The 14,989-nt window shown below is 61.5% G+C and carries 14 protein-coding genes; 9 read left to right on the top strand and 5 right to left on the bottom strand.

Annotation, left to right across the window (positions count from 1 at the left end; all coding sequences use genetic code 11):
- Positions 1 to 198 precede the first annotated feature (198 nt).
- Both OK352_RS01135 and OK352_RS01130 read left to right on the top strand, forming a co-directional pair.
- Positions 199 to 1,200, top strand: a complete 1,002-nt coding sequence (locus tag OK352_RS01135; RefSeq protein ID WP_265139549.1) for a D-cysteine desulfhydrase family protein — start codon at positions 199 to 201, stop codon at positions 1,198 to 1,200.
- Between the two features lie 162 nt (positions 1,201 to 1,362).
- Positions 1,363 to 2,121, top strand: coding sequence for a helix-turn-helix transcriptional regulator (locus OK352_RS01130; protein WP_265139548.1), 759 nt, complete (start codon positions 1,363 to 1,365; stop codon positions 2,119 to 2,121).
- 105 nt (positions 2,122 to 2,226) lie between these two features.
- On the opposite strand, the gene OK352_RS01125 is transcribed toward OK352_RS01130, so the two are convergent.
- The gene (locus OK352_RS01125; RefSeq protein WP_265139547.1) at positions 2,227 to 3,405 is read right to left on the bottom strand and encodes a MalY/PatB family protein; all 1,179 of its coding nucleotides are present in this window, start codon (positions 3,403 to 3,405) and stop codon (positions 2,227 to 2,229) included.
- A gap of 37 nt (positions 3,406 to 3,442) precedes the next feature.
- On the opposite strand from OK352_RS01125, the gene OK352_RS01120 reads away from it, so the two are divergent.
- The 7 genes from OK352_RS01120 to OK352_RS01090 all read left to right on the top strand — a co-directional run bounded on the left by OK352_RS01120 (position 3,443) and on the right by OK352_RS01090 (position 10,512).
- Entirely contained in the window at positions 3,443 to 3,571 is a 129-nt protein-coding gene (locus OK352_RS01120; protein WP_265139546.1) for a hypothetical protein, read from the top strand.
- Positions 3,572 to 4,119: 548 nt separating this feature from the next.
- Positions 4,120 to 5,676, top strand: coding sequence for an ABC transporter substrate-binding protein (locus OK352_RS01115; protein WP_265139545.1), 1,557 nt, complete (start codon positions 4,120 to 4,122; stop codon positions 5,674 to 5,676).
- Between the two features lie 70 nt (positions 5,677 to 5,746).
- On the top strand, positions 5,747 to 6,706 hold the full coding sequence (locus tag OK352_RS01110; protein ID WP_265139544.1) for an ABC transporter permease: 960 nt from the start codon (positions 5,747 to 5,749) through the stop codon (positions 6,704 to 6,706).
- On the top strand, positions 6,703 to 7,593 hold the full coding sequence (locus tag OK352_RS01105; RefSeq protein WP_265139543.1) for an ABC transporter permease: 891 nt from the start codon (positions 6,703 to 6,705) through the stop codon (positions 7,591 to 7,593). Before OK352_RS01110 ends, OK352_RS01105 begins: the two co-directional genes overlap by 4 nt.
- A 2-nt stretch (positions 7,594 to 7,595) precedes the next feature.
- Complete coding sequence (locus OK352_RS01100; protein ID WP_265139542.1) at positions 7,596 to 8,636, top strand: ABC transporter ATP-binding protein; 1,041 nt, start codon at positions 7,596 to 7,598, stop codon at positions 8,634 to 8,636.
- Positions 8,633 to 9,679 carry an ABC transporter ATP-binding protein gene (locus OK352_RS01095; protein ID WP_265139541.1) on the top strand — a complete coding sequence of 349 codons (1,047 nt, stop codon included), beginning with the start codon at positions 8,633 to 8,635 and terminating at the stop codon, positions 9,677 to 9,679. The genes OK352_RS01100 and OK352_RS01095 overlap by 4 nt, the downstream gene beginning before the upstream one ends.
- Positions 9,676 to 10,512 (top strand): M55 family metallopeptidase, encoded by an 837-nt coding sequence (locus tag OK352_RS01090; protein ID WP_265139540.1) that lies wholly within the window; start codon positions 9,676 to 9,678, stop codon positions 10,510 to 10,512. Before OK352_RS01095 ends, OK352_RS01090 begins: the two co-directional genes overlap by 4 nt.
- 9 nt (positions 10,513 to 10,521) lie before the next feature.
- Here the strand turns inward: OK352_RS01090 and thrC are convergent, their stop codons facing one another.
- From thrC to OK352_RS01070, 4 genes are all read right to left on the bottom strand, one after another.
- A complete protein-coding gene (gene thrC / locus OK352_RS01085; protein WP_265139539.1) occupies positions 10,522 to 11,946 on the bottom strand; it encodes a threonine synthase in 1,425 nt (474 codons plus the stop codon).
- Positions 11,947 to 12,126: 180 nt separating this feature from the next.
- Entirely contained in the window at positions 12,127 to 13,200 is a 1,074-nt protein-coding gene (locus OK352_RS01080; RefSeq protein WP_265139538.1) for an FAD-dependent oxidoreductase, read from the bottom strand.
- A complete protein-coding gene (locus OK352_RS01075) occupies positions 13,193 to 13,897 on the bottom strand; it encodes a methyltransferase domain-containing protein (protein ID WP_265139537.1) in 705 nt (234 codons plus the stop codon). The genes OK352_RS01080 and OK352_RS01075 overlap by 8 nt, the downstream gene beginning before the upstream one ends.
- A complete protein-coding gene (locus OK352_RS01070; protein WP_265139536.1) occupies positions 13,894 to 14,970 on the bottom strand; it encodes a type III polyketide synthase in 1,077 nt (358 codons plus the stop codon). The genes OK352_RS01075 and OK352_RS01070 overlap by 4 nt, the downstream gene beginning before the upstream one ends.
- Between the last annotated feature and the right edge of the window lie 19 nt (positions 14,971 to 14,989).

Below are 14,989 nucleotides of genomic sequence, written 5' to 3'. Positions count from 1 at the left end.
AGCAAACGATCTGTGGCTGATCTTCGTTGATGCAATCACTATTACCTTTCAGTGTCCAAGGCAGCCGATTCTCAAGAATTTTCTGAAGATTGCTACTCGGATTTGAACAATATTTACACATCATGCAACCTAGAATGAGAATCGTCAAGTGTGTGTTGAAAAGTGACTGTCAAATCGTCCCCAAGTGAAAGGGGCCTCATGCAACTTTCCCGCTTCCCTCGTCGCTACTACACGAGCGGCGTCACTCCTCTCCAGATGCTTCCTCGCCTGTCGGCCGCGCTTGGCGGCCCCACTATTTACGTGAAGCGAGACGATCTGCTCGGCCTCGTCGCGGGTGGCAGCAAGACGCGTAAGTTGGAGTTCCTTATGGCTGAAGCGCTTAGTCTCCGTGCGGACACGATCATCACGGCAGGCGGGGTTCAGTCCAATCACTGCCGGCTAACGTTGTCTGCTGCAACCATCGAGGGTCTGCATAAACGCATAGTGCTCAAGGAACACATCCCCGGTTCTTATTCGTCCACGGGCGGTGGCAATAATCTTCTTTATCGACTTCTCGAACCAGAGCAGATCACCGTAGTTGACGGAAACGCGAATACCGACGACGTCATGATCGGTATCGCTGAAGAAGTCACCGCTGCTGGTGGCAACCCATACATAGTGCCCTCGGGCGGGTCCAATGCTCTCGGGACTCTCGGCTATGCGCGGTGCGCCGATGAAATCTCGGAGCAGTCGAGGGCGCTGGGAGTTTCCGTCGATCATGTCATCTGTGCGAGTGGCTCCGGCGGGACCCAAGCTGGTCTTGTGGTTGGGTTTGCCGAGCAGGGCTCGCGAACAGCCGTTACAGGGATCAACGTGAGCGATGCGCACGACACGCAACGGGCCAGAGTGCTTGCTCTCGCGCGGGACGCATCCTCTTTGGCAGGAGGAAGCTATCCCGTCACTGAGGACATGATCACTGTCCGAGACGATTTTGTCGGCGCCGGATATTCGCTACCGACGTCATCGATGTCTGAAGCCTTGACGCTCTTCGCGCAACTTGAGGGAGTGCTGTTAGACCCCGTGTACACGGGCAAGGCGGCGGCTGGCCTTGTTGGGATGATCCGTGATGGGACACTCAGAAGTGCGAAGTCTGTGGTCTTCGTGCACACAGGGGGTACGCCCGCGCTGTTCTCGTACGGGGAGGCGGCGCTCACGGGCTAACGGGCCGGCAAACGATGTAAGCCTTCTCTCGCCTGCAACAGACGGTGGAAGTAGTCAATTGCTAATAGCAAATAGTATAGAATGAGTTGCATTATCGGCCATCGTGGCAGTCAGGCCGGTCACGAGCAGTGTTTATGCTTGACTACGGAGGGTGCACGAAACATGAGTATGCCGCTTAGCGACGGCTCGGACGCTGACGAACTAGCTGAACCACCGATGCGCCGACAGAGCGTGGACGGTGAGCGACTGATCGCGCTCTTCTCCAGTCTCGTTCAGCCCCTTGGTGAGACTCTGCCGTCATCGTGCGAGGTTGTATTGCACGACCTTTCCAGAATGCCGAACTCGATTGTGGCTATCCACGGAGATGTCTCGGGCCGTCGTGTCGGCGACGAACCGATCAAGGGCCTACGTGACAACATTCTCGGTCTCTCCGGCGATACAGTCGTTGGCTATTACACAACTCTCAATGACGGCAGGGAGATCTGTTCCTCAACGATGCTTATCCGTGATGTCACGGGCAATGCAGTCGCCACGCTGGTCATCAACTCTGATCTCTCGGTCTGGGCGAACATTCAGAAGGTGCTCGACACAATGTACGGACGCTCTACCCGCGCAAAGGTGGAAGAGCTTCCGCCTCTGTCGCTGGCAGAGCCGGCCGAGCGAGATCGCCCGACTGGAGAGACCGTCTACTTTGATAAGGATATAAAGAGCGTTGCGATTCGTCTGATCAAAGAAACTATCGAAGAAGTCGGCGTGCCAGTCGAAATCATGCATAAACGGCACAAGGTTGCCGTAGTTCGCAAGTTGAAAGTGCGTGGGATTTTTCTGCTCCGTGATGGTGTCGACATGACCGCATCAGGCCTGAACGTGACGCGATTCACTATCTACAACTACCTCAATCAGCTCAGCGACGAAGAATAGCTTCAGAATCACCGGGCTCGACGAATACGTAGCCGACCCGTACAGCGGCCCTCCCGCGCGAACTCTAACCCGCCTAACAGCGTCAGAAGCTCCAATCTGTGGCAGTCAGACTCGCACGTTCTTGCGCACGGCACAGGCCATGCGATCCACTGTCTCCTCGAGAATCGGCCGCGGCGTCGCGAAGATAAGACGGACGAACCCGACACCGTTGGACCCACAGGCTGCGCCGTCTGTCAGCACGACTCCAGCGTTGTCCCGAAAGAACTCAGCAGGGCTGCCATCGATTCCGAGCGCACGGCAGTCGAGCCAGGCGACGAATGTTCCTTCAGGCGGTGTGTACGAAACCTCGGGGATCTTTTCTTCGAGGAGTTCGGCTAGGACGAAGCGATTGCGAGCGTTGTAGGCGATAACCGAATCGAGCCAAGAGCGCCCTGCTTCATAGGCCGCAGTGTTCGCGATGACGCCGAGGGTGCTCGCGCCGTGGCTTGCCTGATTCGCAATGCGCTCCCAAACTGCCGCGTCGGCATCGTTGCTTGTGATGAACTGTGCACACTTCAGTCCGGCGAGGTTCCAGGCTTTCGCTGCCGACGTGCCCGTGACAGTGTGCGACGCCGCATCGCTCGACACCGATGCGTAGGGAACATGTTGGAACCCGTCATACACCAAGGGGGCATGCACCTCGTCGGCGAACACGCGCCCACCATTGCGGGCGACGACCTCGCTAATGGCGACGAGTTCTTCGCGGCTGAACACACGACCGACCGGGTTGTAGGGGTTGCAGAGCAGCAGTAAATGTCCGCCGGCGTGGAAAGCACGTTCAAGGGCCTCGAGATCCATTTCAAGCCGGCCCTCGTTCTCAGCAAGCGGCACCTCGATGATCTCCCGTCCGTGAGCCTGCGATACTGCAATGAAGTTCATATACGTCGGTGTCGGGATGATGACTGGTGAATCCGGCCTGGAGTAGTGCTCAATCGCGATGTCGACTGTCTTCAGCACATCCGCAACGGGATGTACCTGGTCGGCGCCGATCTCCCAACCGTACGTGGTGCCGTACCACGTTGCCGTTGCCTGTGCCATGTGATCCGCAACGGGCCTGGGGAGGTAGCCGAGCATCCCACGATCCGTTGCCTCATGAATTGCCTGCTTCACTTCCGAAGCTGTTCCGAAATCCATTTCGGCGACGAATGCGCCAATGGCCTCCGGGAAGGCCGTCCATTTGGTGCCGCCGGTCTCGCGGAGACGGTCAATGCTGATGGCGTCGAACTCGTGTGTTCTGCTCGTCATGTTTCGTTCTTCTTCTTTCGAGTTGCGGTGTCGCCAGATGATTGATCCCCTCATCGGCGATTTCGTTGAGCTAGTTGCAGATCGGGAAATGGGTGACGGCGAGCTCGTCGGCGTTCCTGTGCACGCCATTGATTACCTGCTGAGCGGATGCTACGGCGGTCTGTGAGGGCTGTCTGGTATCCGATCCTGTTGTTTTCTGAGGTGTGTGACGCGTTCTCCAGCGAGCGATCGGCTGCGGGAACGCCGACACGTGTGTCCGTGACGTCGCCAGAGACGGCAACTCCGGAGTGCGGCGGCAGACTCAGGCCGTGAAGAACTGCATCACTCGCCGACAGAAGTGACCGCTCGACTGGTCCGACGGGTGCGGCAAGAAGAGCGAGAAAGTGTTCTCCGTCAATGCTTCGACGGTTGTTCAACCCCTCAACATCCTGTTGACCTTGATCGTCGTTGGTGTCTCCTGCGGGCATCGATCCTGCTCTCGCTCGTCGTGTGATCCGTGCAATCGCGTGGTAAAACGACCTCGCTTCGAGCACACGCGGACGCTCTGTCACTGTGGTGCGACCTCCTACAAATGTCAACAGATCATCATCTATCACAACTTTTCATTGACATAGTATCTGACGTATCGGTAGATTGTATCAACACAGTTGAACCCTTCAACTGATTCTTGTCATTCGTGCACAGAGACGTGCACACAACACTTTTGAGGCGATCATGATCAGAAGACCCGGCACCGTAATTGCGGCACTCGGTGCTGCAGCCGCCCTTCTCTTAAGCGGTTGTTCCGCAACAGCATCCGGACCAACGGACGACGGACCCGTGAGCGGAGGCGATCTCGTCTTCGCTCGCGCGACAGGAGTCACGTCGCTCAACACCACGACTGTGCACAACAACGTTTCGATCTTCACAGCCGAACAGCTCATGGAGACTCTGTTCACCGTCAGCGATGACGGTAAGGACATCGAACCGTGGCTGGCCACGGGATACGAAATCTCAGACGACGAGCTTACTTACACTGTCACTCTGCGCGACGACGTGGAGTTTTCGAACGGCCAGAAGCTGACGGCAGAGGACGTAAAGTTTTCGATCGATCAGGATACCAAGACAGCCGACACCGGTTGGGGCTACATCAACGAGGCGATCAAGGAAGTGCGTGTGGTGGATGACCTCACCGTTGAGTTCGAGCTCAAGTACGTATCGTCACCTTTCCTCGCCGTGCTCACGATGTTCAGCAATCAGATCGTGCCGAAGGGCTACGCCGGCATGAGCGTAGACGAGTTCTACGAGAACCCCATCGGCACGGGTCCCTTCGTGCTTGACGAGTGGAAGAAGGGCCAATATTTCAAGGTCGTCAGGAACGAGAACTACTGGCAGAAGGACAAACCTTACCTCGACAGCGTGCAGTGGAATGTCGTCGCCGACGTCAACACTCGCAAGCTGCAGCTGCAGGGCGGGCAGATCGACGTCGACGTGCAGCCCGATTGGTCGAGCTTCGACTCGTTGAACGAGACTCCGGGCATCGTGGCAAAGGCCTTCGACTCTACGCTCAGTTGGAATATCGCGTTCAACCAAGAGCGTGAGCCCTTCGACGACGTGCACGTGCGTCGAGCAATCGCGTACGCTGTGGACAGACAGGCCATCGTTGACGCCGTGCTCTTCGGAAACGGAACACCAGCCAACTCTCTCATCGCGCCAGGCACCCCGTACTACGACGAGAACGCTGACGGCCCGTCGTTCGATCTCGAGAAGGCGAAGGCCGAGCTGGCGAAGTCAGAGTACCCGGATGGCTTTTCCACGACGCTTCTGATCTCGTCGGGAAACACCGAGAAATCGTCTACGGCGCAGATCATCCAAGCTGCGTTGAAGAAGATCGGAATCACCGTGGAGATCACGCCTCTCGGCCCGACAACGGCTCATGATGCCGTGCTCGCGATGGATTACGATATGACGCTGAGCGGCTGGACGATGGACATCCCCGACCCCGACCAATGGACGACGTTTGCCGTCGACCCGGCGGGCGGCTCCAACTCAGACAACACTGGCTATAACAACCCCGAGGCGATCGCCATCAACACCAAGGCAAAAGAGGAAAGCGATCCCGAGAAGCGGGCGGAGCTCTATTCAGAGCTTCAACGAATCACCGGCAAAGACGCATTCCTGGCCTACCTGTACTACTCGCCGTATGGGTTCGCGTTCTCTGAATCGGTGAAGGGATTCCACGTCACTCCTCTGGGCAACTACCACCTCGAGGATGTCTACATCTCTGAGTAACCGGATCAGCTGACAACCACAGTGGCTGGAGCGAGGCAGTCGCCTTGCTCCAGCCACACAGGAGGCAACGATGCTTCACCGACTGACGTTCATTCCGTCGCGGCTGCTTCAGGCCGTTCCCGTCGTATTCGGCGTGACGCTCATCGTGTTCTTCATGGCTCACCTGCTGCCCGGGGACCCGGCGCAGGCGATTCTTGGGGACAAAGCGACACCGGATGCGGTTTCTGCGCTGCGCACTCAAATGGGCCTCGACAAGCCGATTTGGGCACAGTATTTCTTGTTTCTCGCGCATCTCGCGCAGGGTGACCTCGGGATGAGCTTCACCTACCAGCGCCCGGTCACCGAGATCGTGCTGCAGGCGATTCCCGTCACGATGTCGCTCGTTGTCTTCGCCCTCACCCTGACGCTGGTGATCAGCATCCCGCTCGCCGCGATTGCCGCGACGGCACCGGACAAGCCCCGTGACTTTGCCGTCCGCACATTCACGCTCATCGGTCAGGGTATGCCGCAGTTTTGGGTCGGGATCATGCTGATCCTGCTCTTGGCCGTTCGAGCAAGGATCTTCCCCGTCGGAGGGTTCGGTGAGACCATCCTCGACCACGTCTACTATTTGTTCCTCCCCGCCCTCACTCTCGCGATATCGCTCTCGCCGACAGCGATCAGAAGTTTGCGAACCTCGACGATCTCGGTGCTCGGCTCGGACTACGTCTCGACAGCCCGCTCCAAGGGAGCCTCTGGTGTGCCTCTCTTTCGTCAGCACGTTCTGCGCAACGCCGCGATTCCAACCGTCTCAGTCATCGGTGTGCACTTGGGGTACCTCGTCGGAGGATCGATCGTGATCGAGAAGGTATTCGCGATTCCGGGCCTGGGCTCGCTGATGCTCGACGCCATCTATGCCCGAGACTTCCCGACGATCCAGGCTGTCACGTTGTTCGTCGGCATCTTCGTGACATTTGTCGGCATCCTCACCGACGTTATCTACACACTCATGGATCCGAGGGTTAACCTCGCTGCGAAGGGACGAGCATGAGCACGCCGACCGGGATTCTCGCGGAGTATCGTGCGCAGCGCGCGGTTTCGAAACCAGCATCCAGAACCATCAAGCCCTGGTACCAGAACATGCCACTTGTCGCGGGTGCCATTGTCGTTGGCGTGCTCGTGCTCATCGCTGTTCTGGCTCCGGTCATCGCCCCATATGACCCGATCGCCCAGAATCTGCAGGAGACCTTGCAAAGCCCGAGCTCCGAGCACTGGCTCGGGACAGACAAATTCGGGCGCGACGTCTTCTCGCGTCTGATCTGGGGTGCGCGAGTCGATCTTCGTGTCGGCTTCATCGCCGTCATCATTCCCTTCACATTCGGCACGATCATCGGTGGCCTCGCCGGTTACTTTGGCGGCTGGTTCGACATCATTGTCATGCGCATCGTTGACGTGTTCTTCGCCTTCCCCTTCTTCGTGATGATCATCGCCCTCGTCTTCATCTTCGGCGCAGGGGAGTCAAGTATCTACCTCGCAATCGCAATCGTCTCGTGGGTTGCGTACGCGAAGATCGTGCGCGGCGAGGTAATCGTCGCCAAAGAGCAGGATTACGTTGTCGGTGCACAACTCGGTGGGATGTCTCATATGCGCATTCTGTTCCGTCACATCGGACCCAACGTGCTGTCGCAGGCGATCATCTACGCCATGAGCGACATCGTCATGGACATCATGGCGATCGTTGCGCTCGGTTACCTCGGCCTCGGAATTGCGCCACCGGTCGCCGAGTGGGGAAGCATGATTCTCGAGGGTCAGGAGTTCATCACGACGCACTGGATGCAGGCGACGGTGCCGGGTCTCATCGTCGTGGTGACAAGCCTCGGGGTCTCGTGGCTCGGCGATGGCCTATCAGACCTGCTCAACCCCGATCGGAGAAAGTGACGATGTCGAACGCGACAGCACTGCGGCCGCACGCCGAATCCGGCACCTTCGGGAACGCCGAACCGCTGCTCACCGTATCGAACCTCTCGCTGGGAGTGCGCCGCGGCTCCAACGAGACGAAGATCGTGGACGATGTCTCTTTCGACGTCAATGCTAAAAATCGCTTCGGCATCGTCGGGGAGTCCGGCTCGGGAAAATCGATGACGCTTCGCGCGATCGCGGGGCTTCTGCCTCGCGGGGTCGAGATCCTCTCTGGACAGATCGCGTATCGTGGCAGGGACCTTGCAGCTTTCAGTGCATCGGAGCGACGCGCGCTCATGGGGCCGGAGATCGCAATGATCTTTCAAGAGCCGATGACGGCGCTGAACCCGGTGAAGCGCGTGGGGGACCAGATCGCGGAGGGGCCACGGCGGCACCTGGAAATGAGCAGGAAAGAGGCGCGCGAACTCGCCGTCGACATGATGGCGAAGACAGGGATTCCTGATCCGGCGAGGCGCGTGCGTGCGTACCCGCACGAGCTCTCCGGCGGGCTGCGTCAGCGCGTGATGATCGCAATGGCGCTCTCATGCCGACCGAAGCTTCTCCTGTGTGACGAGCCAACAACAGCACTCGACGTCACAGTGCAACATCAGGTTCTAAGGCAGCTGGAAGACCTGTGTGACGACTTCGGCGCGGCACTCGTCTTCGTCACCCACGACCTCGCCGTCGTCAACCAGACCTGCAGCGACCTCGCTGTCATGTACGCAGGGCGGCTCGTGGAGTCGGGGCCAGTCAAGGATATCTTCCGCGACCCGCGGCATCCGTATACTCGCGGCCTTCTTGATTCGGCTCCCGACTTCGACAGACCGAATCGGGAGCTCCTCGCGATTCCGGGCTTCCCCGTGAACCTGGCCGATAGGCCTGTCGGATGCTCGTTCGCTCCGCGCTGCTCGTTCGCTCAGAAATCGTGCCTCACGCGTTCGCCGAGCCTCGAGGTCGTGGCTCCAGGACGCACGGCCGCGTGCTTTCGCACGGAGGAGCTCTTTCAGGAGGGATCGGAATGACGCACGTGAGCGTACTGCAGCTCAGCGGCATCACGAAGCGGTACGAGATGCCGGCACCCGTGTGGGAGAAGGTGACGAAACAGAGGGTGAGCGTGCCGTCGCTTATCGCGCTCGACGGAATCGATATCGATCTGCGCCGCGGAGAGATTCTCGCGCTTGTCGGAGAATCGGGGTCGGGGAAGTCAACGCTCGCGAAGGTTCTCGTCGGCAGCGTCACCCCCACGACGGGCGAACTGACGTATAACGGGGAGCCGATGCCCGTGCCGCGTGGCAAAGACCTGACGCGGCGCATTCAGATGGTCTTCCAAGACCCGTACTCGTCGCTCAACCCGCGAATCAGCGTGCGATCGCTGCTGTCAGAGCTGCTTCTGTTGCACCGTATTGTGCCCCGCCAGCAGGTGCGGGCGGAGTGTGTGCGCCTGCTGAACCTCGTCGGCCTTGACGAGGACGCTCTTGACGCGTATCCCAGCCAGTTCTCAGGGGGTCAGCGGCAACGCATCGCCATCGCCCGCGCCCTTGCAGTGCGCCCGGACATCCTCATTGCCGACGAACCGGTGTCCGCACTCGATGTCTCCGTGCAAGCGACGATTCTCGATTTGTTCGATTCGCTTCGCGAGGAGCTCGGCCTCACGATCTTGTTCATCGCGCACAACCTCGCCGTCGTTCAACACCTCAGCCAGCGCGTGGCCGTCATGTACCTGGGGCGCATCGTCGAGGTGGCGGACACCGACGAGCTCTTTGCGCGCCCGCAGCATCCGTATACCCGCAGTCTGATCGCTTCGATTCCGCGCATGTCAGGCGACAGCGTCAACGCTGCGGAACTGCTGGAGGGCGAGCCGCCGAGCCCGATCGATGTGCCCGCAGGATGCCGGTTCCACCCGCGTTGTCCCGTTGCCGTCGATGCGTGCCGAAGTACAGACCCCGCGTTGCGCACCGTGCCTGCTGGTGCTCTCAGCGGCGCACACGAAATCGCGTGCATCCTTGACGACCCGCCGCCATTTGTCGGCGCAGACACGGCACCACACGAGAAGGAGAATCGATGAAGATCTGGATATCGTTCGACATGGAAGGCGTTGCAGGCATCGTCGATTGGGAGCAGTGCCGGGTGGGCAGCGGAGAACCCTATGCTCTTGGGCAGAGACTGTTGCAGAACGAGGTCAACGCCGCAATTGAGGGTGCGCTCGATGCCGGTGCGACCGAAGTGGTTCTCAACGATTCGCATGGGCATATGTCGAACCTCGACCCGAACCTGATCGCGGGCACCGCTGCTTACATATCTGGGCGAAATAAACCGATGCACATGATGCAGGGCCTCGACGGAAGCGCCGACGCAATCTTCTTCCTGGCATATCACGGCGCGATCTCTGGGCGCTCATCTGTACTGAGCCACTCGTATAACCCCGACGTCTTCTCTGCGGCGCGTGTCAATGGCACACCCGTCGGCGAAAGCGGCATCAATGCGCTCGTCGCTCAGCATTACGGGGTTCCGATCGCGTTGGTCACGGGCGACAGTGTCACGCAGGATGACACACGCCCATTCGCTCCGGATGCTGTTGAAGTCGTCACGAAAGAGTCGATAACGCGCTTCAGCGCGCGCAATCTGCATCCAGACGAGTCGTGCCGGCAGATCCGAGAGGGGGCAAGCGAGGCCGTCCGTCTGGTCTCGGCGGGGCGCATGGCATCGCCTCACATTGAGCTGCCCGCTGTGCTTGACCTGGAGTTCCGAACGGCGGATCTGGCCAGCGTTGCCGTCTGGGCGAAGCACACGACTCGTACGGGCGACCGCAGCGTTCGCGTGGAGAGCGAGAACCTCCGCGAGATCTACGAGTCGTTCATGGCGATCAACGCGCTGGCACAGAAGTTCGGCGGCAGGTAGCTCCGGACATCAGTGCAGGGCATGGGCGCTGATAAACGCCCGCAGCTGCTGCTCGTCGTCGGGCATCGCTGTGACGCGCTGAGGCGCATCGAGGAGTGCGCGAGTCTCAGCATCCGGTTCGACAGCTGTGCCGAGAGCCTCGGTGATGGTGTCGGCGAACTTTTCGGGCTTCGCCGTCTCGAGTACCAGCATCGGAACGTCATTCTCGACGTGGTCACGCGCGATGGTCACACCGTCTGCCGTGTGCGGGTCAATCGTCACACCGCTGCGCTCGAACGTCTCTCGGATCGTCGCGAGACGGTCGGCATGCGTGCTCGTGCCGCTGACGAGGCCGAACTCCGTGCGGAATCGCTGCTGCTGGTCGGCGAGGTCGATCTCGTTGCTCTCGTCGAGCTGGTGCCACTCCGCCGCCGTGCGCTCGGGGTCGCGGCCGAGCAGGTCGAAGACGAAGCGCTCGAGATTCGACGCGCGTGAGACGTCCATCGACGGGCTCGACGTCGCCAGGGTTCCGGCGGCATCGCGCGGCCGATAGTGACCCGTGCGGAAGAAGTCGTCGAGAACGTTGTTCTCGTTCGAGGCAAGCACCAGCTTGCGGATCGGGAGCCCCATGAGCCGTGCGTAGTGCCCGGAGAGGATGTTGCCGAAGTTGCCGGACGGCACGGCGAACGACACTTCGAAGCCGGTCCGCTCGGCCGCTGGAAGAGCATCCGTGACGCGCAGCCATGCCCAGATGTAGTACACGATCTGCGCTGAGATGCGCCCGAAGTTGATCGAGTTGACGGCGCCGATGTTGTGGGCGCGCTTGAAGTCGATGTCGCTGGTGAGCCGTTTGACGAGGTTCTGGCAGTCGTCGAAGACGCCCTCGATGGCGATGTTGTGCACGTTGTCGTCGTGCAGCGAGTACATCTGTGCACGCTGGAACGCGCTCATGCGGTCCTGCGGCGAGAGCATGAAGATTGCGACACGGTCGCGGCCGTGCAGGGCGTGCTCTGCCGCGGATCCCGTATCGCCCGAGGTGGCGCCGAGTACGTTGAGGACGTCGCCCGTCCTGCTCAGCACGTGCTCGATCACTTCGCCGAGAAACTGCATGGCGATGTCTTTGAACGCCAGGGTGGGGCCCTCAGAGAGCCCGACGAGCGTCATGCCGTCGCCGATGTCCGTCAGAGGAACGACCTCGTCTGACCCGAAGGTGGGGGCGCCATACGCAGCGTGGCAGAGTCGGGAAAGATCGTCGCGCGCGATGTCTGTCGCGAAGAGCCCGATGACCTCGGTCGCGAGGTCGGCGTAGCCGAGTGAACGCCAGCGTTCGAGGTCCGCTGCGTCAAGGTGCGGCATCTGCTCGGGGACGGCAAGGCCGCCGTTCGGCGCAAGACCCTCAAGCAGGGCGTCGCAGAACTGTCCGAGTGATCCTCCACGGGTGGAGATGAAGTGCACGTTCTCTCGTCTCGCTTGCTGAGCCGCACCGTGAGCGGCCTGGGGTGTCCGACTTGTCGCTGTCCATCATACGGGCGCGCGGCTGACAGCATCCGCCGATGACCGCGGGGCACTCGAGTGTGTGAATCGCGACAGCGAAATGGAGGTGTGGACACGCGAGGCCAGAGTGACCGGATGCTGTCAGAGCGTGGTCATCGTGAAGGCGCGGCTGAGATGCGGCGCGATCGGCCTGTGCGCGAGGGCGCGGATGCCGCCGCGTTTGATCGGATGCAGCGGCCGTGGTGCCGAGGTGCCGACCGCCATGTTGAACGCTGCCTGCGCCATTGCCCGCTGCGCCGAACGTCGCCTCGCGCGCTCCCAGCCCGGAAGCGCGTCGGCGTCGCCGTTCAGGGCGTCGACGATGCGCGGCGCGAGGGCCGCAGCATCCAGGATCCCCAGATTCATGCCCTGCCCGCCGATCGGGCTGACCTCGTGTGCCGCATCGCCGAGCAGGATGACGCGCCCAGAAACCCAGCGCCGAGCGAGATGCTGCTGCGCTGTGAACGTTGTCGTCACCTGGTCGGCATCGGAGCCCAGCCGTACTCCCGTGCGCTCGGCGACGATCCGCGAAAGACTGGTGCCTTTCGCTGTGCGCGCGACCCAGCGCCGCCGCGATCCCGGGAGCGGGAACGACTCGACGACGCCACCGCGTGCAAACCAGAGGAGGGCTGCGTCGCCGAGAGCAGCTGCGGTATCGACATGTCCGTCATCGATATCGGCCATGAGGTAGCGGGCATGCCCGGGCCAGCGCTGTCGCCGGATGCCCAGAGCGGCCCGGATGCTGCTGTCGACGCCATCCGCCGCGATGACCAGCTGCGCCCCGACCGAGCCGCCCGGGAGGTGCACGCGGGCAGAACGAGCACCGTCGTCGACGCTGAGCACCGGTGTGCCGCGGCGAACATGCCGCAGGTGTGCGTCGAGTTCGGCCTGCAGCAGGTGCTGCGGCTGCGTGAGCACCGGCGGATCGAACTCGAGCGACCCGAGGATGCTGTCGCCATCGCGTGCTTCGCCCCGGCTGATCACTCGCGCTCCGGGCAGCTCGAGGCCGAGGTCGCGCAGTACGGCGACGGCGGGCGGGTGAGTGCCAACAGCGCGCGGTCGCGACGAGATCGCATCTCGTCGTTCGTACACGGCAACGTCAACCCCGGATCGCTGCAGCAGTGCGGCCACAACGGCCCCGACCGGCCCTGCCCCGGCGATCACGACGTCAGGCATCCGGCATCACGCTGTGCACGAGCAGCCGGCAGGGTGCCTGACGCGTGACGTGCCAGGGCTCCGGCAGGGTGATCTGAAGTTCCGGTGCGTTGTAGCTGCGGCGGATCGACAGCAGCCCGTCCTCACGAATGAAGGTCCCCGGGGTCAGCGGAAGCGAGAGAACCGAGAACGATGCATACGCGAAGTGAGACCGCTCGATGTCGCTGTGCAACACAAGACCGCCCGGCGCGCAGCATCCTGTCGTCTCGTCGAGAAAGCCGGGCAGGTCATCGATGTGGTGCATCACGTGGTTCGACACAACGATGTCGTAAGTCGTGCCGAGAACCCCCGCCAGGCCCTGCACGAATCGCACAGTCGAACCTTCGCGTCGGGCGCTGGTGCGTGCTTCGGCAATCGCCACGGGGTCCGGGTCGACGCCCGTGACTTCAACAGCGAGACCGTCTCTTCTTGCCCAGCGCTCCAGCGCACGAGTGATGTCACCGCCCCCGCAGCCGACGTCAAGAATCCGGATGCTGCGCCCGCCACGTGCCGCGGCAAAGGGGTGGATCCGGGTGGCATACGTGCGGCGCCATCCCGCAAAGAGTCGGTTGATGAGAACAAATCGCGCGTATGTTCGGCGCAGACGCTCGGGGTCGGCGTTCGGGTCGTCCATGCGCTCGTGGAGCGACGCGTTTCGGTGCCGGAGGTTGACCATCATTCCACCGTCAGCAATGCGGATTCCACAGTGAGCCCCGGCCCGAAAGCAATGGCGCACACGCTGTCTCCGGGGGACGCGCGCGCCAGAATGCGCTCGAGGACGAACAGCACGGTCGCGCTGCTCATGTTGCCGAACTCGCGCAGCACCTCGCGTGACGCGCCGAGCTGGGCCGGGTCGAGCTCGAGCGCGGATTCGACGCGATCGACGATGCTGCGGCCGCCCGGATGCAGCGCCCAGTGCGTGATGTCGCGTGGGGGAGTGTCGCCGATGAGCCCGTCGAGGGCTCCGGTGATGTGCTCGCCGATGATGTGCGGCACGTAGCTCGACAGCACCATGAGAAAGCCGTTGTCGCCGATGGTCCAGGCCATCGCCTCTTCACCGGTCGGGGTGACGCGCGTGTCGAAAGCATCGAGGGTCACAAGGCCGGGTCCCGTATGCACGACCGCGGCCGCGGCGCCGTCGGCGAAGAGTGATGACGCGATGATCTGGTCGGGGTCACTTGAGCTGCGCACATGCAGGGTGCACAGTTCGACGCTGACGACGAGAACGACGGCGTCCGGGTCTGCCGCGCAGAGCTGCTGGGCGAGGCGCAACGCCGGCATTGATGCGTAGCATCCCATGAACCCGAGGTTGTACCGCTGCACGTTCGGGCGCAGGCCGAGCTCGCGTGCGATCAGAAAGTCGGGTCCCGGGGCGAAGAATCCCGTGCACGACACGGTGATCACGTGCGTGACTGTGTTGGTGTCGATGTCGGCTGTCGCCTTTCGGGCGGCATCGACGAAGAGCGCCCCGGCTGCCTCGGTGTAGAGGTCGTTGCGTGCCTCGGTTCCGGGCGAGAGCAGAAGTCCCGCCTCGCGATCGTAGAATTCTGGATGCTCGACGGCCACGTCCTTGTCGAACTCGACGATCGCCGAGCGACGCGTGTCGATGCCGGACCCGTCGAAGCTCGTCGAGATGAGGCGCTGAGCGAGTCGACTGAGGCCGGGCTGCGAGGCGAAGACATCACGCACCTCGTTCTGGTGCAGCACGGTCTCGGGGGTGACGGCGGCCAGTGCGGCGAGAGAGGTGGACATAGTCGATGGTATGCAGGGG

The organism is Microbacterium sp. MPKO10, assembly GCF_026107415.2.
Taxonomy (GTDB): domain Bacteria; phylum Actinomycetota; class Actinomycetes; order Actinomycetales; family Microbacteriaceae; genus Paramicrobacterium.
Note: the sequence above shows the minus strand (reverse complement) of the source record. Positions and strands in the feature narration are given on the sequence as shown.

What these genes read in the sequence shown, in the direction of transcription:
- OK352_RS01135 (WP_265139549.1), top strand. Translation starts at nt 199, where the DNA reads ATGCAACTTTCCCGCTTCCCTCGTCGCTACTACACGAGCGGCGTCACT.
- OK352_RS01130 (WP_265139548.1), top strand. Translation starts at nt 1,363, where the DNA reads ATGAGTATGCCGCTTAGCGACGGCTCGGACGCTGACGAACTAGCTGAA.
- OK352_RS01125 (WP_265139547.1), bottom strand. Translation starts at nt 3,405, where the DNA reads ATGACGAGCAGAACACACGAGTTCGACGCCATCAGCATTGACCGTCTC.
- OK352_RS01120 (WP_265139546.1), top strand. Translation starts at nt 3,443, where the DNA reads ATGATTGATCCCCTCATCGGCGATTTCGTTGAGCTAGTTGCAGATCGG.
- OK352_RS01115 (WP_265139545.1), top strand. Translation starts at nt 4,120, where the DNA reads ATGATCAGAAGACCCGGCACCGTAATTGCGGCACTCGGTGCTGCAGCC.
- OK352_RS01110 (WP_265139544.1), top strand. Translation starts at nt 5,747, where the DNA reads ATGCTTCACCGACTGACGTTCATTCCGTCGCGGCTGCTTCAGGCCGTT.
- OK352_RS01105 (WP_265139543.1), top strand. Translation starts at nt 6,703, where the DNA reads ATGAGCACGCCGACCGGGATTCTCGCGGAGTATCGTGCGCAGCGCGCG.
- OK352_RS01100 (WP_265139542.1), top strand. Translation starts at nt 7,596, where the DNA reads ATGTCGAACGCGACAGCACTGCGGCCGCACGCCGAATCCGGCACCTTC.
- OK352_RS01095 (WP_265139541.1), top strand. Translation starts at nt 8,633, where the DNA reads ATGACGCACGTGAGCGTACTGCAGCTCAGCGGCATCACGAAGCGGTAC.
- OK352_RS01090 (WP_265139540.1), top strand. Translation starts at nt 9,676, where the DNA reads ATGAAGATCTGGATATCGTTCGACATGGAAGGCGTTGCAGGCATCGTC.
- OK352_RS01080 (WP_265139538.1), bottom strand. Translation starts at nt 13,200, where the DNA reads ATGCCTGACGTCGTGATCGCCGGGGCAGGGCCGGTCGGGGCCGTTGTG.
- OK352_RS01075 (WP_265139537.1), bottom strand. Translation starts at nt 13,897, where the DNA reads ATGATGGTCAACCTCCGGCACCGAAACGCGTCGCTCCACGAGCGCATG.
- OK352_RS01070 (WP_265139536.1), bottom strand. Translation starts at nt 14,970, where the DNA reads ATGTCCACCTCTCTCGCCGCACTGGCCGCCGTCACCCCCGAGACCGTG.